Source organism: Rhizobium sp. BK289 (genome assembly GCF_014193575.1).
In the GTDB taxonomy this organism is placed as follows: domain Bacteria; phylum Pseudomonadota; class Alphaproteobacteria; order Rhizobiales; family Rhizobiaceae; genus Rhizobium; species Rhizobium tropici_C.
Window position 1 is genome coordinate 80,658 of sequence record NZ_JACHZO010000003.1, and the last position, 19,319, is coordinate 99,976.

Below are 19,319 nucleotides of genomic sequence, written 5' to 3' on the forward strand. Positions count from 1 at the left end.
CCTCATGCACAATTATCTCGACTTCGAAAAACCCATCTCGGATCTCGAAGGCAAGATTCACGAGCTCAAGAAACTGGCGAGCGAAGACGAAAGCATCGACACATCGGACGAAGTCGGGCGGCTTGAAATCCGCGTCCGCGAGGCGATGGCCGACATCTATTCCAAGCTTAATGCCTGGCAGAAGACACAGGTCGCCCGCCATCCGCAGCGCCCGCATTTCGTCGACTACGCCAGCACCCTCTTCACCGAATTCACGCCGCTGGCCGGCGACCGCAAATTCTCCGAGGATGCCGCCATCCAGGCAGGTTTCGCCCGCTTCCGCGGACAGCCGGTCGCCCTCATCGGCCAGGAAAAAGGCAACGACACCAAGAGCCGCCTGAAGCACAATTTCGGCAGCGCCCGGCCGGAAGGCTACCGTAAGGCGATCCGTATCCTGGAAATGGCCGACCGTTTCCAGTTGCCCGTCATCACGCTTGTCGACACGGCCGGCGCCTATCCCGGCGTCGGCGCGGAAGAGCGCGGCCAGGCAGAGGCGATCGCGCGCTCCACCGAAATGTGCCTTGGCGTGAAAGTGCCGCTCATCTCGATCGTGATCGGCGAAGGCGGTTCGGGCGGCGCGATCGCGATTGCCACCGGCAACCGCGTCTACATGCTCGAACATTCGATCTACAGCGTGATTTCGCCGGAAGGTGCGGCCTCGATCCTGTGGCGCGATTCAACGCGCGCCAAGGAAGCCGCGACCAACATGAAGATCACCGCCGAAGATTTGAAGAGCCTCGGCATTATCGACGGCATCATCCCCGAACCTCTCGGCGGCGCGCACCGCGATCCCAACACGGTGATGGCCTCCGCCGGCGACACGATTGCGAACGCGCTCGGCGAGCTTTCCAGCCGTTCCGGCGAACAGCTGCGCAACGACCGGCGCCAGAAATTCCTTTCCATGGGCCGCAATCTCTAAGCCACATTCGGAAAAAGTGATCGCTAAAAACGGGAATGAGGCCAAATCTTGGCCACATTTCCGTTATCGAAGCTTTTATGGCAAAGAAAAGCTTGCCGACGCGCTGCGGGCAGGTCATAGGCTGGTAAGGAATTTTCAAGTATAAACCGCCTATGATTCCGTTTCATGCTTCGAGGGGAGTGGCGAAACAGACCAAGCTGCCGCTCTTCGCATTTATGGGCTAAGTCAGAATGCGCATCCGTCACCTTGCCTACGTCTCATTGATGGCGCTGTCACTCGCCGGCTGCAACGATGCACTGGACACGGCGTCGGTCGACCTGTCGACGGTCAAGAACAAGGTCGAACAACCGCTTCCGAGCCATATCCTCGCCGATATGGCGAAGAAGGGCATGGACCGCAACTCGCCGATCATGATCCGCATCTTCAAGGAAGAAGGCGTGATGGAGATCCTGAAGGCGAACCAGAGCAATCGCTTCGAAGTCATCGCCGATTACAAGATCTGCGCCTGGTCCGGCCGTCTCGGCCCGAAAGTGAAGGAAGGCGACCGGCAGGCGCCGGAAGGCTTCTACATGCTGACGCCGGCCAACCTGAACCCGAATTCGAAATATTACCTCGCCATCAACACCGGTTTCCCAAACCGCTACGATGCCGCCAATGGCCGCACCGGCAACAATCTGATGATCCATGGCGCCTGCTCTTCGTCCGGCTGCTATTCGATGACAGACCAGCAGGTGCTGGAAATCTACGCCTTCGCGCGCGACGCCTTCAAGGGCGGCCAGAAGGCGATTCAGCTCGAGGCCTTCCCCTTCCGCATGACGGCGGAGAATATGTGGAAGCACCGCCTCAGCCCCAATATCGACTTCTGGAAGATGCTGAAGGTCGGTTACGACAATTTCGAGGTCACCAAGCGGCCGCCCGAGGTCGAGGTGTGTGAGAAGAAATACGTCTTCAACCAGCAGGCCAGCGGACCGTTCAATGCCGGCGGAAAATGCCCTGTCATGACCACGCCGCCAGCCCTGCAGGTGGCGCTTGCGACCTATGACAAGCAATACCAGGCCGATTATGCCATGGCCTCGAAGAAATTCGACGGCATGGCCTGGTACGATCCGACTGAAGCCGAGCGCAAGGCCATCGTCGCCAAGCAGCGCAAGGGGCACGATCTTGCCTATGCTCCCACGGGCACCGCGCTTGCCGCCGGCAAGATGATGAAGGTCGCCGATCTGGAATCGATGGTATCCAACCAATCGGCGCAGCAGATTGCGCGGGGCGGCACGGTGGCGAACCCGACCGCCAATCCGCCGACCGCAAGCATCCGCGTCGCGACTGCGGCTCCCGACGCGACTGCCCAGCAGCCGAGCGGCCCTGTGGTGGCAGCCAATATGCCGGCCAATGTGCCGATCCCCATGGCAAACCCGATGAACCAGGCCGTCAATCCGCTCGCCTACGCGCCGCCTCCGCCTGTCGAGACCGCGCAGACGGAAGCCAAGAAGCCGCCTTTCTGGAAGTTCTGGGCCAAGAGTGAATAGCTCGGATAACGGGATCTATGATCTGCGCGGGCTGAAATGCCCCTACCCGGCGATCAAGACGGAGAAGCGCTTGCGCGGCATGGAAAGCGGCGCGACCTTGACCGTCGAGACGACAGACCCGCTTGCCGCCATCGATATCCCGCATCTCTGCAATGAGAAGGGCCACACGCTTCTCCTGAGCGAGAGGACGGAAAGCGGCCATCGCTTCGTGATCCGCAGGGGCTGATTGGCGAGACATGATGGCCATCCTCGTGATTCGAGGATCGCTACGCTCTCGCCTCACCATGAGGGCAATCGCATATGAGGCAGGTACGCTGCCGCACACTCCTTCTCCCCACTGGGGAGAAGGAGCTTTCAGAGCGAGGTGGATTACTAGATATCAAAGGCTGAAACTAAAATTTCATCCCCGGCACGGCGAGCGGATTGTCCTCCAGCGCCGCCCTGTCAGGCGTATCGACGCGCGGCTTGCTGAGGAAGGCGTCGAACAGGCCCTTCACAAAATCCTCAGGCAGATCCTTGGTGATGATGACCATGCGCGTCCGCCGGTCTTCGGGATCGGGCCAGGCCGGCAGCCGAACCGGCGCATGGAAGATGTTCTGCACGCCATGCAGAACGACAGGACGCTCCGGCCGGTCCGATACGGCAACGATCGCCTTCATGCGCAGGAGCTTTTCGCCATGCGCCGAACGAAGGAGGTCGATGAACATTTCGAGCGCTGTGGGATCGATGGGCTGCGTCTCGACGATCGAGAAGGATCGGATCGAGCCGTCATGGCGGGTGACATCATGGGCGTGCTGATGCCGGTGGCCGTGGTGATGCGCATGATGGTGATGGTGGTGTCCATGATCGCCGTGATGATGATCATGGTCGTGGTGATCGTGCTCATCATGGTGATGATGATCGTCGTCCGCTTTCAGCTCGTCCTGCAGCCAGCGGCCGACATCCGCGATCTTCGAGGCCGGGTCGTAAAGGCCGTTGACGAGAATGGCGACGCGGCCAGCCTCGTCGCTATCGGCATTCAGGATCTGCGCACGCGGATTGAGCGCCCTCAGCCTGCTCTCCAGCTGCGCTTCCGGCACGGCGCCGGCGATCCCGGTCTTGGACACGATCAAGCGGTCCGCAACCGCTACCTGCTTGCGCGCTTCTTCATGATTGTCGAGCGTCTGCAGCCCATTGACCGCATCGACGACGGTAACGACGCCATCGAGATCGAAATTGGTCGCAATGATCGGATTGCCCATGATCGACTGCATGACGGGAGCAGGATCGGCAAGGCCGGTCGTTTCGATGACGACGCGCTTCAGCGGCCGGATGCGGCCGGTTTGCATCGCGTCCATCAGGTTCGCCAGCGTATCCACCAGCTCGCCGCGCACCGTGCAGCACAGGCAGCCATCGGAAAGCTCGATGATGGCATCGCCGGAACTCTCGACCAGCAGATGATCGATGCTGACATCGCCGAACTCGTTGATGATGACGGCCGCATCGCGCATGGCCTCATCCTTGAGGATGCGGTTGAGCAGGGTCGATTTACCCGCACCGAGGAAGCCGGTCAGGATGGCAACCGGCACTCTTTGCTGCGAAACGCTCATGATTCCTGTCCGATATTAGAAAGTGGGACGCGGCATCGGGATAGGCACACCGGATGCGCCGCCGGAAATGGCGATTTTGCTGTCCCTGATTGCCTTGTCGCCTCTGGCCGCGACATCGTCCTTGTCGCCCTTGGCGGCAGTCGCGACATCCTGGCCGCCGATCAGGCCGGCATAGACGAAATTGGGCTCGTGATCCATTTCATGAATATAGGGCGACTGCACCTTGGTGCGGCCGAAGGGATCGCGGGTCTCGCTGCGCGCCTGCGCGCCCTTGGTGCTGCAGATGTCGGCGGTGACATCGGCGACGTCGGCTGCAAGCGGCGCATCGGGCCTGAGGGTCGACAGCGTGTCGCGGGTCGACAGCTGGTTCTGGAAGCCCTTTTCCAGGAGATTGGCGGAATCGTCGGCGCGTGCCGCCAGGCTGTCGGTTCCGAGCACGACCGAGATCAGCGTGCGGCCGTTGCGGGTTGCCGATGCGATCTGGTTGAAACCGGCCGCGCAGATGAAGCCGGTCTTCATGCCGTCGGCGCCGTCGAAGCGGCCGATGAGCATATTGATGTTCGGCACCTGCTTCACGCCGTTGGTGAAGCCCTCGAGCGAGAAATAGCCGGCATATTGCGGGAACTCGCGGCGTAGCGCGACGCTGAGGATCGCAAGATCGCGCGCCGTCGTATATTGCCCCTTGCCGGGAAGGCCGTTCGGGTTGATGAAATGCGAGTCGCGCATGCCGAGGCGGGCGGCTTCCGCATTCATCAGCGCCACGAAGCCCTGCTGCGAACCGCCGACCGTCTCTGCGACGGCCATGGCGAGATCGTTGGCCGATTTGACCAGCATCATCTTCAAGGCGTTGTCGAGCGTCATCTTCTGGCCCGGCTTGAAGTACATCTTCGCGGGCGGCTGTGCCGCCGCAAGCTTCGACATGACGACGGGCGTATCGAGCCTGACCTGGCCGGACTGAATGGCCCGGAAGGTCACATAGGTCGTCATCAGCTTGGTGAGCGAGGCGGGATACCAGCGGCGAAACGCCTCCTGCTGGTCGAGAACACGTCCCGTGCTGACATCGACGAGAATATGCGGATTGGCTGCGGCTGTGCCAGCAGCCGACAGGAAAAGCATGGATGCTGCTGCGGCCATAGGAGCGAGCCGCAGGGCGGCATACAAACGATTCTGCTTCGTCGGCACGATCTATCCTTCAGAAGTCCGGAATTTTCTCGAAAGCTTCGTCTATTTAACCTATATGGCTAGGAGAAGGCAAAGGCGATTGACGACTTTATTTGCCGTCAGCACACCGCAAAGGCCGCTATAAGCTGGTCAGGGCCGTGCGGCGGATCCGTGAATTGAACCAGAATCGATATTGAGCAGCAGGAAAATCAGCATGCCGATCTTGAAAAGGGCCGCAGAACTCCAGGGCGAAGTGACCGAGTGGCGCCGCCATATCCATGCACATCCGGAACTCCTCTATGCCGTTGAAAATACGGCCGCCTTCGTGGCCGAGAAACTGCGCGCCTTCGGCGTTGACGAAGTTGTGACCGGCATCGGCCGCACCGGCGTCGTCGGGCTGATCCGCGGCAAGGCTTCGGGCCGCACGATCGGCCTGCGCGCCGACATGGACGCCCTGCCGCTGACCGAGATCACCGGCAAGCCCTATGCTTCAGAAACACCAGGGAAGATGCATGCCTGCGGCCATGACGGCCACACCGCCATGCTGCTGGGTGCTGCGAAATACCTCGCCGAAAACCGGACCTTCAACGGCAATATCGCCGTCATCTTCCAGCCGGCCGAAGAAGGCGGCGCCGGCGGCGACGCCATGGTCAAGGACGGCATGATGGAGCGCTTCGAGATCGCTGAGGTCTACGGCATGCACAACATGCCGGGCCTGCCCGTCGGCCATTTCGCCATCCGTAAGGGCCCGATCATGGCGGCGACGGATGAATTCACCGTCTCCATCAAGGGGCTCGGCGGCCATGCGGCCATGCCGCATAAAACGATCGATCCGATCGCCATCGGCGCCCAGATCGTTTCCAACCTGCAGCTCATCGCCTCGCGCAGCGCCGACCCGCTGAAATCGGTGGTGGTTTCCGTCACCAAGTTCAACGCCGGCAACGCGCATAACGTCATCCCGAACGATGCAAGCTTCGGCGGCACGGTGCGCACCCTCGATCCCGAAATGCGTGATCTCGCCGAACGGCGCTTCAAGCAGATCGTTTCCGGCATCGCCGCGAGCCACGGTGCAGAGGCCGAGATCGAATTCCACCGCAACTACCCGGTCACCTTCAACCATGCCGACGAAACCGATCACGCAATCGCCGTCGCCGAGGAAATCGCTGGCGCGGGCAATGTCATCCCGAATATCGACCCGATGATGGGCGGCGAGGATTTCTCCTACATGCTGCTCGCCCGTCCCGGCGCCTTCATCTTCGTCGGCAACGGCGACAGCGCCGGCCTGCACAATCCGGCCTACGACTTCAACGACGAAGCCATCGCCCACGGCATTTCCTACTGGGTGCGGCTCGCCGAACAGCGCCTCAACGCCTGAGGCCTGCCTCGATACCTCCGCGTGGTCTTTAAGGCTGCGCGGAGCCCGCTCAAGACAGATTGTCTCCACGACGCAAAAAGGCTTGGCTTCGGGCCTTGGCTTTTGTATGGATCATGCCGAGTGGTCTCGTAGCTCAGCAGGATAGAGCATCAGATTCCTAATCTGAGGGTCACGCGTTCGAATCGCGTCGAGATCACCATAGATTTCAATAATTTAGAACGGTTTTGGCGCCATTTTCGTGTGCCAGCCGTCTACGAGAATTACCAGCATTTACAGTGATTTTCCGACGTTGGCGAGGATTCGGTGGCGCATGATTGGCACATGAAGGGCGCTGGACGAAGCAGGGGAATGGCATATGCGCTGCGCACCACAAATTCCGATGCGCTGTCTCTCAGCGCTCGTTCCAGTTCTGAGGTTGGAATTCGATGGATAGTTTGTTTGAACGGATGTGCGAAGCGCGCGGGCGAAAACCACTCGATCGAGGGGCGTTAAATTCAACTGATCAAGTTGAGGTGTCCAAATCGCTCGGTTTTTTCAATTGGCTCAATGAGGAGCATGGCAGGAGCCGGAACCCAGGGCTCAAAATTGAGATCGGATTCTACGACTCGCATCAGGTTAATGCTTTTGCCACCATTTTCGAAGGCGCTGATGTGATTGCGATTAGCTGGGAAGCAGTGAAATCGCTTCGCGACCTCTTCCATGATGTTTTGGACCTACCAGTCCTCACTTGGATTGACGAACCTTACCGGCCGGCAGCGGCGACATGGCTTTATCGTTGCGGGATGCACTTCATCTTCATGCATGAACTTGGGCATGTATGGCATGGGCACACAAGCTTGGTTGAGCGACATGGGATCGCAACAATGGACGAGGTGACTGCCTTTCCTGATGGGACTCTTGGCAACCTCGACCGGCAGACGCTGGAGTTCGATGCCGATGCCTTCGCCGCCACAAACGTCTTTAACTATACCGTTTTCTCGTGTCCTTTTCCGGTTGTGAACCCCGCTTGGGAAGATTTTGGCCATGGCATGACAAGTCTAATAATGACAGCATTTTCGCTCCACCTGCTTTTCCGTGTTTTCGATAAGGCTGTGAATTTCGACCTCGATGCACAACGGCCCCATCCATCACCGCCGCTGCGCCAATTGATATTGGCGGAAACCATGACAGCGCAGGCCGAGGAAAAGGGGGGCTTCCTTAGCGCCTCCGAAATTATTGAGTGGGGAATAAAAGGTGCAGAGGAAGCTTACGCTAAGCGACAGAGAATGCCCTTTGACGATACCGCGATTCAAGAAGCGAAGGGACCTGAGGGAAAGAAGTACATCGCGAAGCTACTCCGTAATTGGCATAGTATTCGGCCTCAACTCGATCCACTCAAGAGGGGTGGCTTACTACCACCAACCCAAGAGGTCGATGACGGCTTTGCCTAGCGGTCGAAGGCGCTCCCCTGCTAAGGGTCGAGGATCAAAAACACTCTTCCGAATTTTCTGCTTGTTTATCAAACAGTTGGATGTTTATCTTTCAGCTTAGTTTTCGCAACTTTGCAGAAAGTTTGCAGACGCCCTGAAGGTAAGCAAGCCTATGGTTGGCGTCTCGTTTGTTGAGTAACGGAACGCAATGCTACAGGATGTCGGCCCGGTTATGGCGGCGCAACTTCTTTATTGATCTGAGGAACGCAGTGGGTAAGGAAAATGTATCAGATGAGGTCGTCGACCTCTTTGGCGACATAGTCGATATCGCTTCAGATATCGCGGAACTGATTCCTGTAGTTGGCCCTATACTCAAGTCAGCAAAGATCTATAGATCTATACGCGATCAACTTTTTCTATCAAAAACGAAATTGATCTTCGAGGAGATGGACAGGGCTTCAAAAGCGGACATGGCAGCGTTCGTTGAAAATCTGAAGTCCGATGATAAACTCCACGAATTTGGAACTAACATTCTATTCCTAATCGACAAAATGGATGACTTGGAGAAGCCTGTAATAGTTGGCCGACTGTTCAGGGCTGCGATAGAAAAGAAATTGAAGCTCGAGACGGCAAAGCGAATAGCTTCGCTTGTTAACGGAGTGTATTCACCCGATCTGAAATCGCTGTGGGAATTTCGCCATGAGAGCATCGGAAAGAATCCAGATGTCTCTGCGACCTTAGAAACCGCAGGCTTTTTAAGAGCAGTTTCTGAAGATTGGGGAAACGTTGCAGGCGTGCCGAGCGGCACCACCGTAACATATACATTAAATCAATATGGCCGGGATCTTCTGGAATTTGGAATGTCCCCAAACTAAATGCAGCATGTTCAGCTGTTATCTGCGATAACTCATTTCATTGGTTGCGTTGCAAGCAGGAGGCTTCGTATCTAGATTGCACTTTGAGCCGGGAATGCGGGAGGGTGCAATGTCTTCAAAGCCGATGCGATTTGAGATTTTTGATTTGGGAAATCAGAATCCTGCCTTTGAGAAGTCAGCGGATGAGATCAACGCAGCCGCTATGCTTCTAGGGTTGAACTGCTCTGATCTAGGAGCGTCCGGTCGTTTTCTGAAGCTAAGCGGCGAGCGCGAGCGAAAAGCATCGTTTGATGAGCTTTTTGCCTTCATTAACTCAATACCATACCATCCAGACCAAGAACCTGATCCTGACGAGGACATATAACGAGCATCAGCTTGGGAAGCTCGACTTAATGCATATGGCTCAGGTACTTAGCTGTAAAACTCAGCCGTTTGCGCCGGAAAAAGCCTTTTAGCATCAATGCGTGTGTAAAACCGCGAGCGCTCCGTTATTGGCGACGTGACCGCAATATTGACCCGAAGATCCGTTAGAAGATAACAAGAGCAACATGCAGCGGCATTGTATCCCCCGAGGATGGAATGCGGCTCCGCCCCCTGCCGAGCGCAGGACGAACGTGGACTCAAGTTGGCGCTTTAACCTACAGCAATCCTGTTCCTCACCAACCGCACCCCGGGAATGGATTCCGCGACCGCGGTTGCCCGCGTCACCTCCTGGGAAGTCGCGACCGAACCGTGCAGGCGGATTTCCTGACCCGCAGCAATCACGGTGACATCGGAAGCATCGATTCCGCCGGCAACGGCGAGCGCATTGGCAACCGCAGATTCCAGCGCCGAGCGCCTGGCCTGGTCGTTTTCCAGATAGAGCTCCATGCCATGAAACGTTGCCGCCTTGAAAACCATTCATCGTCCTCCGCCTTCAGGTGGTCGGAAAACGCGGCAGTTTGCATTTGGTTCAATGGAGATCGAAAAAAATATGACTAATTCGCACGCTCGCTTTTCGCGGGTGCTGGCAGAGGAGCGGTTGCATGGCTGCGGACTTGCCGCTCCACGCAATCCCCTGTAGAGCCTTGGGGGAACAGCAGCAAATGCGGATACCTGAATGAATACCGGCAGCAAGGCGCGTCGCCGCCTGACGATATTGGGTTCGACCGGCTCCATCGGCCAGAATACACTCGACGTCATCGCCCAGCTTGGCGGACGTGACGCCTTCGATATCGCCGCGATCACCGGGCATGACAATATCGGCCTGCTGGCCGAGCAGGCCAAGGCCTGCGGCGCCGCTTTCGCGGTGACGGCCAATGAAGAGCGCTATCAGGAGCTGAAGGATACGCTCGCCGGGACAGGCATTGCCGTCGGCGCGGGCAAGAACGCCTTGATCGAGGCTGCTTCCATGCAATCGGAATGGGTCATGGCGGCGATCGTCGGCACCGCCGGTCTTGCGCCGACGCTGGCCGCCGCCCGCCGCGGCGCCGATATCGCGCTCGCCAACAAGGAATGTCTCGTCTCGGCAGGTGATCTCTTCGTGCGCGCCGTTGCCGAGGGCGGCGGCCGCCTGATCCCCGTCGACAGCGAACACAGCGCCATCTTCCAGGCACTGGAAGACGACCAGCAGCACGCGGTGGAGCGCATCATCCTCACAGCATCCGGCGGCCCCTTCCGCACCTGGACGCGCGAGCAGATGGCCAATGTCACGCCGGCGATCGCGCGCGCCCATCCCAACTGGTCGATGGGCTTCAAGATCTCCATCGGCAGCGCCTCCATGTTCAACAAGGCGCTGGAGATGATCGAGGCCAAGCACCTGTTCAACGTGCGGCCCGATCAGATCGAAGTCGTGGTCCACCCGCAATCCGTCATTCATTCCATGGTCGGCTATACGGACGGCTCCATTCTGGCGCAGCTCGGCTGTCCCGACATGCGCACCGCCATTGGCTACGCGCTGACCTATCCCGCCCGCACCAGGCTCAGCGTCGACCGGCTGGACTTCGCCAAGCTTGCAAGGCTCGATTTCGAGGCGCCGGACGAGGTTCGCTTCCCGGCATTGCGCCTTGCCCGCACGGCGCTGGAGCGCGGCGGCCTGCAGGGCGCCATCATGAATGCGGCCGAAGAGATCGCCTTCCACGCCTTCGTCGATGGCCGCATCGGCTTCCTGGAAATGGCCGATATCGCCGAGGCTGTCATGGACGAGATGATCGCGACCGGCAGCGCCGAGACCATGGATGCCGTCTTTGCCGCCGACGCCGAGGCGCGCAGCCGTGCCGCCGTGCTCGTCGCCCAGCGGGAAAAGGCTGCGTAACGCGTAAGTAGTCGCTTACAATTTATGGCAGCTTAACAGCACGCCTGGCTCATCCGCCGTTCCGATTTCTGGCAGAAACCCCTGGGCTCTGAGAGGAAGCTTTCCTTACGCAACGGCCCTTGCGAGCGCACAGCGAGACCAGAGCGCGTGCAGCGCACCGACCAGCTGTTCGATATCGCCATCCGAATGCAGCGGCGTCGGCGTGATGCGCAAGCGCTCGGTTTTCTTCGGCACGGTGGGATAATTGATCGGCTGCACATAGACGCCGGCGTCGAGCAGCAGATCCGAAATCCACTTGCACTTGGCGGCATCGCCGACCATGACCGGAACCACGTGGCTCGGGTTCGGCATATGCGGAATGCCGGCCGCATCGAGTTGCGCACGCAGCCTGCGCACGCGATCCTGATGGCGCATGCGTTCGAACTGGCTGACCTTGAGGTGCTGGATCGAGGCGACGGCGCCCGCAGCCAGCGCCGGCGGCAGCGAGGTCGTGAAGATGAAGCCGGAGGCAAACGACCGGATGAAATCACAGAGTGCGGTCGAAGCGGCGATGTAACCGCCCATAACGCCGAATGCCTTGCCGAGCGTGCCTTCGATGACGGTCAGGCGATCCATCAGTCCCTCGCGCTCGGCAATACCGCCGCCGCGCGGGCCGTACATACCGACGGCATGCACTTCGTCGAGATAGGTCATCGCGCCGTACTTGTCGGCGAGATCGCAGATTTCATTGATGGGGGCGATATCGCCATCCATGGAATAGACGCTCTCGAAGGCGATCAGCTTCGGCGCCTTGGGATCGGCAGCCTTCAACTTGGCTTCGAGATCGTGGAGATCGTTATGCTTCCAGATGACCTTGTCGCACTTCGCATAGCGAATGCCTTCGATCATTGAAGCGTGGTTCAGCGCATCCGAGAAGATGATGAGACCGGGAATGCGCGCGCCAAGCGTGCCGAGCGTCGCCCAGTTGGAGATGTAGCCCGAGGTGAAGATCAGCGCGGATTCCTTGCCGTGGAGATCGGCGAGTTCCTGCTCGAGCAGAACATGGTAGTGGTTGGTGCCAGAAATATTCCGGGTGCCTCCCGCACCCGCGCCACAGTGATCGATGGCTTCTTTCATCGCCTCAATCACCTTGGGGTGTTGGCCCATGCCGAGATAGTCGTTGGAGCACCAGACGGTCACTTCCTGCGGGCCGTTCGGGGTATGTCTGACAGCGCGCGGGAAATTGCCACGGCGGCGTTCCAGATCTGCGAAGACCCGGTAGCGGCCTTCATTGTGAAGACCTTCCAGCTCGCCTTTAAAAAATGCTTCGAAATCCATCATCTGCTCCAGTACCGTGCGACCGTTTTCGAGAATGCCGGTTCACACGTCAACCCCTCCGCATTGCTTTCGCGCCCGCTGCGGCAAATGGCCACTAATTTTGAATAATTCCAGACAAGAATAACCATTCACGTCAAATTGACAATCGAAACCGTGCTGGAAACACTCTATCCGGAGCGGCGGGTAAACCCCGCCGCTCCGGCCTGTTCATGGCGAATCTAGACAGCAGCTACGGCGCGCTTGGCCATGACCTTGATCAGATTGGCGCGATATTCGGCCGTGGCGTGCAGGTCGGAGAGCAGCGCCGATGGGTCCACTGTCACGCCGGTAACTGCGTCCGGCAGCCAGTGGACCGCAAGCGCCTGTTCCAGTTCGGCATGGCGGAACACGCCGTCCGCGCCGGCACCGGTAATGGCAACGCGCACGCCCCCTGCCCCCTTGGCGACGAAGACCCCCGTCAACGCATAGCGCGAGGCGGGATTGGGAAATTTGGCATAGCCTGCCCGCTCCGGCGCATCGAAGGCGATGGAGGTGATAAGCTCCGCCCCTTCCAGCGCCGTCTCGAACAGGCCCCGAAAGAAGTCGTCGGCCGCGATCTGGCGGCGATCGGTGACGATGGTGGCATTCAGCGCCAGCATAGCCGCCGGATAATCGGCGGCCGGATCATTGTTGGCGATGGACCCACCGATCGTGCCCATATGCCGGACATGCGGATCGCCGATCATGCCGGCAAGATCGCAAAGCGCCGGACAGACCGTGCGGATCGCTGCCGAAGAGGCAACTTCCGCATGGGTGGTCGCCGCGCCGATCGTGACCCTGCGGCCATCGACACGGATTCCCTTGATCGAAGGGATATGCCTGAGATCGACGAGATCGCTCGGCGATGCCAGACGCTGTTTCATGGTCGCGATCAGCGTCATGCCACCGGAGACGTATTTGCCTTCGTCGGCATCAGACAGAAGCTTCACGGCTTCGTCGACCGAGGAGGCGCGATGATAATTCGTTGCGTACATGTCCTGTCCTCCTCTCAGCCAGCAGCCCGTGCCGCTTCCCACACCTTGAGCGGTGTGGCCGGCATGGTCAGCGTGTTGTTGCCGATCGCATCGGTGATGGCATTTATCAGCGCCGGCGGGGAGCCTATGGCGCCCGCCTCGCCGCATCCCTTCACGCCCAGCGGATTGTTCGGGCACGGCGTATTCTGGTGCGAAAGCTGGAAGGACGGCAGATCGTCCGCGCGCGGCATGGTGTAGTCCATGAAGCTTGCCGTCAGAAGCTGGCCGCTCTCGTCGTAATGCACGCCTTCCAGCAGCGCCTGGCCGATACCCTGCGCGATGCCGCCATGCACCTGCCCCTCGACGATCATCGGATTGATGATGTTGCCGAAGTCGTCGGCCGCGACGAACTGCACGATCTCGGTCTTGCCGGTCTCCGGATCCACCTCCACCTCGCAGATGTAGCAGCCGGCCGGGAAGGTGAAGTTCGCCGGATCGTAGAAGGCGGTTTCCTTCAGGCCCGGCTCCATGCCGGCGGGCAGGTTATGCGCGGTGTAGGACGCCAGCGCCACCTGGAACCAGGGCAGCGATTTGTCGGTGCCCGCCACCTTCACTTCGCCGTTCTCGATGACGATATCGCTTTCGTCTGCCTCCATCAGATGCGCGGCGATCTTCTTCGCCTTCGCCTCCACCTTGTCGAGCGCCTTGACGACGGCGGACATGCCGACGGCGCCCGAGCGGGAGCCATAGGTGCCCATGCCCATCTGCACCTTGTCGGTATCGCCATGGACGATGGAGACGCTGTCGATCGGCACGCCGAGCCGGTCGGCGACGAGCTGCGCGAAGGTGGTCTCATGTCCCTGCCCGTGGCTGTGCGAGCCCGTGAGCACTTCGATGGTCCCGACCGCGTTCACCCGCACCTCGGCGGATTCCCAAAGGCCGACGCCGGCACCGAGCGCGCCGACGGCCTGCGACGGCGCAAGGCCGCAGGCCTCGATATAGCAGCTCATACCGATGCCGCGCTTCATGCCGCGGGCGGCTGCCTTCGCCTTGCGCGAAGGAAAACCATCCCAATCCGCTTGCTGCATGGCGGCATTGAGCGAGGCCTCGTAGTCGCCGGCATCGTAGTTCATGATGACGGGCGTCTGGTGAGGGAAGGTGCGGACAAAATTGATCCGCCGCAATTCCGCCGGCGAGACGCCGAGTTCGCGCGCCGCCGTTTCGACCGTACGCTCCAGAAGATAGGTCGCCTCCGGACGTCCCGCGCCGCGATAGGCATCGACCGGCACGGTGTTGGTATAGACCGTGCGGACATTGGCATGAATCGCCGGGATCGCATACTGGCCTGACAGCAGCGTCGCATAAAGATAAGTCGGCACGCACGAAGAGAACAGCGACATATAGGCGCCGAGATTGGCGATCGTGTCGACCTTCAGCGCCGTGATGCGGTTCTGCGCATCGAAGGCCATCTTGACCTTGGAGACATGATCCCGGCCATGGGCGTCGGTCAGGAAAGCTTCCGTGCGGTCGGCCGTCCATTTCACCGGCACGCCGGTCTTCTTCGATGCCCAGAGGCAGACGATTTCCTCCGGGTAGATGTAGATCTTCGAGCCGAAGCCGCCGCCGACGTCGGGCGCGATGACACGCAGCTTGTTTTCGGGGGCGACATTGTAGAAGGCGCTCATGACCAGCCGCGCCACATGCGGGTTCTGGCTCGTCGTGTAGCAGGTATAATGGTCTTCGGCCGCATCGTAGATGCCGAGCGTGGCGCGCGGCTCCATGGCATTCGGCGAAAGCCGGTTGTTGTGGATCTCGATCTCGGTGACATGGGTTGCCTCGGCAATCGCCTTGTCGGTCGCCGCCGCATCGCCCAGTTCCCAGTCGAAGATCAGGTTATCGGGCGCTTCCGGATGGATTTGCGGCGCGCCCGCTTTCAGCGCATCCACCGCCTCGACGACGGCGGGCAGCTCCTCGTAATCGACCGCCACGGCCTCCGCGGCATCGCGCGCCTCGCCGAGACTGTCGGCAACGACGATGGCAACCGCGTCGCCGACATAGCGCACCGTATCGGCCGCCAGGGGACGCCAGGCGCCCATCTTCATCGGCGACCCGTCCTTGGAATGGATCATCCAGCCACAGATCAGGTTGCCGATACCATCATCAAGCAATTGCTTGCCGTCGAACACGCCGATCACGCCAGGCATGGCCAAAGCCGCGGTCGTATCGATGCTTTTGATCTTTGCATGCGCATGCGGGCTGCGGACGAAATAGGCATATTTCATGCCCGGCGTCACCATGTCGTCGGTGTAGCGCCCCTTGCCCGTCAGAAATCGCTTGTCTTCCTTGCGCGCCACGCGCGCACCAATGCCTTCCACGCCCATCACATCCTCCCATCGGGGTTGCGGGCCTGGCATCACGCCAAGACGACGATCATCGGCGCTCTGCCAGACGGTCTCGGTGAAACTCTATTCAGCCGCCTGCTTGGCGGCATTCATCTCGGCATTGGCTGCAAGCACCGCCTTGACGATGTTGTGATAGCCGGTGCATCGACAGATATTGCCCTCGAGTTCGCTGCGAACGGTCTTTTCGTCCAGCTTGCCGCCGTGACGATTGATCATGTCGACCGATGCCATCACCATGCCCGGGGTGCAGAAGCCGCATTGCAGGCCATGATGCTCCTTGAAGGCGGCCTGGACCGGGTGCAGCTCGCCATTGGCGGCCAGACCCTCGATGGTTGTGATCTTGGAGCCGGAAGCCTGAACGGCCAGGATCGAACAGCTCTTCACCGACTTGCCATCCATGTGGATGACACAGGCGCCGCACTGACTGGTATCGCAGCCGACATGGGTTCCGGTCAGGCCGAGTTTTTCCCTGATGAAATGGACAAGCAGCGTACGATCCTCGCACTCGCCGCTGACCGAACGGCCGTTCACCGTCAAAGTCACCTTTGCCATATTTTCCTCCTCGCCTCTCCTCCAGAGGCAAGCGGCATCATTTGACTTTTTTGCAGTCCAATCAACCTCTACTTTAGAGCAGTCGCGGATTTTCTGCTTCGCGCCGTCGTTTTATTCTCCGGATACGAAGCGGCCTATGTTCGGCAACAAAAAAACTATTGGCAGCCAATGGACAATCATATTTTGCACGATATTTTTCATCATTGCAGGACTGAAAGACAGCCCATCGTGGTGGAGCTGAAGAATGGGACGACGTTGGCCGGGGTTCGGCTTAACTAACGTTGGAGAGAGTCAATGAAGAAAGTTCTTATGCTCGCATTGGTCGGCTTGTCTATCGCAAGCTGCACGCCGACCGAACAGGGCGCAGGCATCGGTGCAGCATCCGGCGCCATCATCGGCGGCGCAGTCACCGGCAACGTCCGCGGTGCGGCGGTCGGCGCGGCCATCGGCGGCGTCTCCGGCGCCGTTATCGGCAGCGTCCAGGAGCAACCCGGCCAGTGCTACTACCGCGACCGCTATGGTCGCCGCTACATCGACGATTGCCCGCGCGGCGGCTATCGCGGTGGCTACGGCGGCGGTTACGGCGGCTACTGATCGATCCCAGTACGGCGTTTTCGAAAGTCCCGGACCGCAAGTCCGGGACTTTTTGATTCCGGCCGATAAAAGGTTGTGACACCGACCCCAAACCCGCCTGCCACATGGCCGGGACACCCCTTGGAAACTATTTTTCAGACCGCTCGAATATATGGAAATCTGGCGGAAACATCAGCGTTTCACCCAAATAATGGGCATATTTTCCACGTTTTTACTTCAAAAAGGTACACCTGAGAGATTTTTGCCTCTATGGTGGCCGCGCGTTAACTCCCGGGAAACGTCAAACTGAGTAAGTTCTCATGTAACCGTAAAGCGGCGTATGCATAAAAGAACTGAACCGAGGAAGAGTATTGCGTATCGGCGGGCAGGAACCGTGGCAGCGGTTGCGGCAGTGCTTGCGCTCGGTCCAATATGTGCCGGAAATGCCTTTGCATTTAAACTCTTTGGGATAAAGCTCTGGGGAGAGGACGAAACGGCGGACCAGGTTTCCGATCCCGTTCGCTACACGGTCGATTTCAAGGCCGACAATCTCGACAAGGATCTGAAGGACGCGTTGAACGACAGTTCGATGCTGATTGCCGACGAGAAGAAGCCCGTATCCGGCGATCTCGGCGTCGTCGTAAAGGCGCGTGACGATCGCGACCGGCTGATCGCCGTCCTCTATGAAAAGGCTCGCTACGGCGGCGTGGTTACCATCACCATCAACGGCACCCCGCTCGATGCACTGCCACCGACGCCGACCTTCAGCCGCGCCAAGCCGGTCGCGGTGACCATCGCCATCGATCCGGGCCCGGTCTTCAAACTCGGCAGAGTAAGCCTTCAGGGCGACGCCGCCAGGCTGGACCCGGCGAATTACGGGCTCGTGCGCGGCGGCGATGCAGGCTCTCTGACGATCCTGAAGGCCGGCGACAAGATGGTCGCCGATTTCAAGAACGAGGGACATCCGCTCGCCAGACTCGACAAGCGCGACGTCATCGCCGACCATGCGACCGACACCGTCGACGTATCGCTGAAGGTCGAAAGCGGCCCCGTCGCTCCCTTCGGCAATGTCGGCGTTACTGGCCAGAAATCGGTCGACCCGGATTTCATCAAGCGCTACGCCCGCATCAATGAAGGCAAGCCTTACTCTCCCGACGAATTGAAGAAGGCGTCGGACCGTTTGAGAAAACTCGGCGTCTTTTCCAGCGTCACCATTCGCGAGGCAGACAAGCTCGCGCCGGATGGCAGCATCCCGACGACTATTGAAGTCTCGGAAGGCAAGCAGCGCTTCTTCGGCGTTGGCGCACAATATTCCACCATCGACGGTTTCGGCCTGCAGGGCTATTGGGGACACCGCAACCTGACCGGCCGCGCGGATTCGCTGCGCATCGAGGGCTCCATCTCCCGCATCGGCGAGACGACCGATGTGGGCCAGTTCGATTACACGGCCGGCATCACCTATGTCAGACCCGCCACCTTCTATCCTTCGGCGACCTTCACGGCCGGCCTCAAGCTGCAGAGCCTGCATCCGGACGCCTACGACGCCAATACGGCGACGGCAAGCGGCAGCCTTGCTTATGAAATCAACGATCAGGATACCGTCTCCGCCGGCGGCGAGATCTCCTATGAATCGGATACCACCGACGCCTTCGGAAAACACAACTATCTGACGGTCGCGATCCCGCTCGAATACGTACGCGACACGCGCGACAACAAGCTGGACCCGACGGAGGGTTATCGCGCGTCTGTCGGCGCCAAGCCGAGCTATGAAGCGATGGGCGGCACGATCTTCAGCTCGTTCGAGGGTTCCATCACCGGCTACAAGGGCATCGGCGCCAACGACAACGTCGTCTTTGCCGGCAAGCTTGCAGCCGGCTCGCTGCTGGGCGCGAACAATATCGAGGATATTCCGGCCACACGGCGCTTCTATGCCGGCGGCGGCGGCTCGGTGCGCGGCTACGGCTATCAGGAGATCTCACCCTATAATTCCAATGGTGACGAAACGGGCGGACGCTCCTATGTGACCGCCTCTTTCGAAGCCCGCGTGAAGATCACCGATACGATCGGCGTCGTACCCTTTGTCGACATGGGAAGCGTTACCGACACCAGCTTCCCGGACTTTTCCGATCTGCGCATTGGCGCTGGCGTCGGCCTGCGCTACGCTACGCCCTTCGGTCCGATCAGACTCGATGTCGCCGTTCCATTGAAGAAATATGACAATGGCACATCTTATGGCATCTATGCCGGCATCGGTCAGGCCTTCTGACAAGCCGTATAGTTGTCGCGGACGTTTCAGC

Annotated in this window: 17 protein-coding genes and 1 tRNA gene; 11 read left to right on the top strand and 7 right to left on the bottom strand. The window is 59.6% G+C overall.

Features of this window, described 5'->3' with window-relative positions; genetic code table 11:
• The first annotated feature begins 4 nt into the window (after window positions 1–4).
• The 3 genes from FHT84_RS06610 (at window position 5) to FHT84_RS06620 (ending at window position 2,710) form a co-directional block, all read left to right on the top strand.
• Complete coding sequence (locus tag FHT84_RS06610) at window positions 5–958, top strand: acetyl-CoA carboxylase carboxyltransferase subunit alpha (protein ID WP_183761444.1); 954 nt, start codon at window positions 5–7, stop codon at window positions 956–958.
• Between the two features lie 230 nt (window positions 959–1,188).
• On the top strand, window positions 1,189–2,484 hold the full coding sequence (locus tag FHT84_RS06615) for a murein L,D-transpeptidase family protein (RefSeq protein WP_183761447.1): 1,296 nt from the start codon (window positions 1,189–1,191) through the stop codon (window positions 2,482–2,484).
• Window positions 2,477–2,710 carry a sulfurtransferase TusA family protein gene (locus tag FHT84_RS06620; protein WP_183761450.1) on the top strand — a complete coding sequence of 78 codons (234 nt, stop codon included), beginning with the start codon at window positions 2,477–2,479 and terminating at the stop codon, window positions 2,708–2,710. The genes FHT84_RS06615 and FHT84_RS06620 overlap by 8 nt, the downstream gene beginning before the upstream one ends.
• A gap of 166 nt (window positions 2,711–2,876) precedes the next feature.
• Here FHT84_RS06620 and FHT84_RS06625 read toward each other — a convergent pair whose 3' ends face one another.
• Together FHT84_RS06625 and FHT84_RS06630 are read right to left on the bottom strand one after the other, a co-directional pair.
• Window positions 2,877–4,073, bottom strand: coding sequence for a GTP-binding protein (locus tag FHT84_RS06625; protein WP_183761453.1), 1,197 nt, complete (start codon window positions 4,071–4,073; stop codon window positions 2,877–2,879).
• A 15-nt stretch (window positions 4,074–4,088) separates the two neighbouring features.
• Window positions 4,089–5,207, bottom strand: a complete 1,119-nt coding sequence (locus FHT84_RS06630; RefSeq protein ID WP_183761736.1) for a D-alanyl-D-alanine carboxypeptidase family protein — start codon at window positions 5,205–5,207, stop codon at window positions 4,089–4,091.
• Between the two features lie 241 nt (window positions 5,208–5,448).
• Here FHT84_RS06630 and FHT84_RS06635 point away from each other — a divergent pair, with 241 nt between their 5' ends.
• The 5 genes from FHT84_RS06635 to FHT84_RS06655 all read left to right on the top strand — a co-directional run bounded on the left by FHT84_RS06635 (window position 5,449) and on the right by FHT84_RS06655 (window position 9,257).
• A complete protein-coding gene (locus FHT84_RS06635; protein WP_183761455.1) occupies window positions 5,449–6,609 on the top strand; it encodes a M20 aminoacylase family protein in 1,161 nt (386 codons plus the stop codon).
• Between the two features lie 122 nt (window positions 6,610–6,731).
• Window positions 6,732–6,808: transfer RNA gene (locus tag FHT84_RS06640), tRNA-Arg, on the top strand.
• Window positions 6,809–7,034: 226 nt separating this feature from the next.
• Window positions 7,035–8,039 carry a hypothetical protein gene (locus FHT84_RS06645; protein ID WP_183761458.1) on the top strand — a complete coding sequence of 335 codons (1,005 nt, stop codon included), beginning with the start codon at window positions 7,035–7,037 and terminating at the stop codon, window positions 8,037–8,039.
• Between the two features lie 248 nt (window positions 8,040–8,287).
• Window positions 8,288–8,893 carry a hypothetical protein gene (locus FHT84_RS06650; protein WP_183761461.1) on the top strand — a complete coding sequence of 202 codons (606 nt, stop codon included), beginning with the start codon at window positions 8,288–8,290 and terminating at the stop codon, window positions 8,891–8,893.
• Between the two features lie 109 nt (window positions 8,894–9,002).
• Window positions 9,003–9,257 carry a hypothetical protein gene (locus tag FHT84_RS06655; protein WP_183761464.1) on the top strand — a complete coding sequence of 85 codons (255 nt, stop codon included), beginning with the start codon at window positions 9,003–9,005 and terminating at the stop codon, window positions 9,255–9,257.
• Between the two features lie 269 nt (window positions 9,258–9,526).
• Here the strand turns inward: FHT84_RS06655 and FHT84_RS06660 are convergent, their stop codons facing one another.
• Window positions 9,527–9,793, bottom strand: coding sequence for a BON domain-containing protein (locus tag FHT84_RS06660; protein ID WP_169645124.1), 267 nt, complete (start codon window positions 9,791–9,793; stop codon window positions 9,527–9,529).
• A gap of 199 nt (window positions 9,794–9,992) precedes the next feature.
• On the opposite strand from FHT84_RS06660, the gene dxr reads away from it, so the two are divergent.
• Window positions 9,993–11,186, top strand: coding sequence for a 1-deoxy-D-xylulose-5-phosphate reductoisomerase (gene dxr, locus FHT84_RS06665; RefSeq protein ID WP_183761467.1), 1,194 nt, complete (start codon window positions 9,993–9,995; stop codon window positions 11,184–11,186).
• A gap of 105 nt (window positions 11,187–11,291) precedes the next feature.
• On the opposite strand, the gene hemA is transcribed toward dxr, so the two are convergent.
• The 4 genes from hemA to FHT84_RS06685 form a co-directional block, all read right to left on the bottom strand.
• A complete protein-coding gene (hemA, locus tag FHT84_RS06670; RefSeq protein ID WP_183761470.1) occupies window positions 11,292–12,503 on the bottom strand; it encodes a 5-aminolevulinate synthase in 1,212 nt (403 codons plus the stop codon).
• A gap of 218 nt (window positions 12,504–12,721) precedes the next feature.
• Window positions 12,722–13,516: a xanthine dehydrogenase family protein subunit M gene (locus tag FHT84_RS06675; protein WP_112341328.1), complete on the bottom strand. Its 795-nt coding sequence runs from the start codon at window positions 13,514–13,516 to the stop codon at window positions 12,722–12,724.
• Between the two features lie 14 nt (window positions 13,517–13,530).
• A complete protein-coding gene (locus tag FHT84_RS06680; protein WP_112341329.1) occupies window positions 13,531–15,876 on the bottom strand; it encodes a xanthine dehydrogenase family protein molybdopterin-binding subunit in 2,346 nt (781 codons plus the stop codon).
• An 84-nt stretch (window positions 15,877–15,960) separates the two neighbouring features.
• Window positions 15,961–16,449, bottom strand: a complete 489-nt coding sequence (locus FHT84_RS06685) for a (2Fe-2S)-binding protein (RefSeq protein ID WP_112341330.1) — start codon at window positions 16,447–16,449, stop codon at window positions 15,961–15,963.
• A 294-nt stretch (window positions 16,450–16,743) separates the two neighbouring features.
• Here FHT84_RS06685 and FHT84_RS06690 point away from each other — a divergent pair, with 294 nt between their 5' ends.
• Entirely contained in the window at window positions 16,744–17,043 is a 300-nt protein-coding gene (locus tag FHT84_RS06690) for a glycine zipper domain-containing protein (RefSeq protein WP_069612891.1), read from the top strand.
• Window positions 17,044–17,362: 319 nt separating this feature from the next.
• Window positions 17,363–19,288, top strand: coding sequence for an autotransporter assembly complex family protein (locus FHT84_RS06695; protein ID WP_183761473.1), 1,926 nt, complete (start codon window positions 17,363–17,365; stop codon window positions 19,286–19,288).
• Window positions 19,289–19,319: the final 31 nt, after the last annotated feature.

Bases quoted from the DNA above. Each gene is read 5' to 3' on its own strand.
- FHT84_RS06610 (WP_183761444.1), top strand. From the start codon at position 5: ATGCACAATTATCTCGACTTCGAAAAACCCATCTCGGATCTCGAAGGC.
- FHT84_RS06615 (WP_183761447.1), top strand. From the start codon at position 1,189: ATGCGCATCCGTCACCTTGCCTACGTCTCATTGATGGCGCTGTCACTC.
- FHT84_RS06625 (WP_183761453.1), bottom strand. From the start codon at position 4,073: ATGAGCGTTTCGCAGCAAAGAGTGCCGGTTGCCATCCTGACCGGCTTC.
- FHT84_RS06630 (WP_183761736.1), bottom strand. From the start codon at position 5,207: ATGGCCGCAGCAGCATCCATGCTTTTCCTGTCGGCTGCTGGCACAGCC.
- FHT84_RS06635 (WP_183761455.1), top strand. From the start codon at position 5,449: ATGCCGATCTTGAAAAGGGCCGCAGAACTCCAGGGCGAAGTGACCGAG.
- FHT84_RS06645 (WP_183761458.1), top strand. From the start codon at position 7,035: ATGGATAGTTTGTTTGAACGGATGTGCGAAGCGCGCGGGCGAAAACCA.
- FHT84_RS06655 (WP_183761464.1), top strand. From the start codon at position 9,003: ATGTCTTCAAAGCCGATGCGATTTGAGATTTTTGATTTGGGAAATCAG.
- FHT84_RS06660 (WP_169645124.1), bottom strand. From the start codon at position 9,793: ATGGTTTTCAAGGCGGCAACGTTTCATGGCATGGAGCTCTATCTGGAA.
- dxr (WP_183761467.1), top strand. From the start codon at position 9,993: ATGAATACCGGCAGCAAGGCGCGTCGCCGCCTGACGATATTGGGTTCG.
- hemA (WP_183761470.1), bottom strand. From the start codon at position 12,503: ATGGATTTCGAAGCATTTTTTAAAGGCGAGCTGGAAGGTCTTCACAAT.
- FHT84_RS06675 (WP_112341328.1), bottom strand. From the start codon at position 13,516: ATGTACGCAACGAATTATCATCGCGCCTCCTCGGTCGACGAAGCCGTG.
- FHT84_RS06680 (WP_112341329.1), bottom strand. From the start codon at position 15,876: ATGGGCGTGGAAGGCATTGGTGCGCGCGTGGCGCGCAAGGAAGACAAG.
- FHT84_RS06685 (WP_112341330.1), bottom strand. From the start codon at position 16,449: ATGGCAAAGGTGACTTTGACGGTGAACGGCCGTTCGGTCAGCGGCGAG.
- FHT84_RS06690 (WP_069612891.1), top strand. From the start codon at position 16,744: ATGAAGAAAGTTCTTATGCTCGCATTGGTCGGCTTGTCTATCGCAAGC.
- FHT84_RS06695 (WP_183761473.1), top strand. From the start codon at position 17,363: ATGCATAAAAGAACTGAACCGAGGAAGAGTATTGCGTATCGGCGGGCA.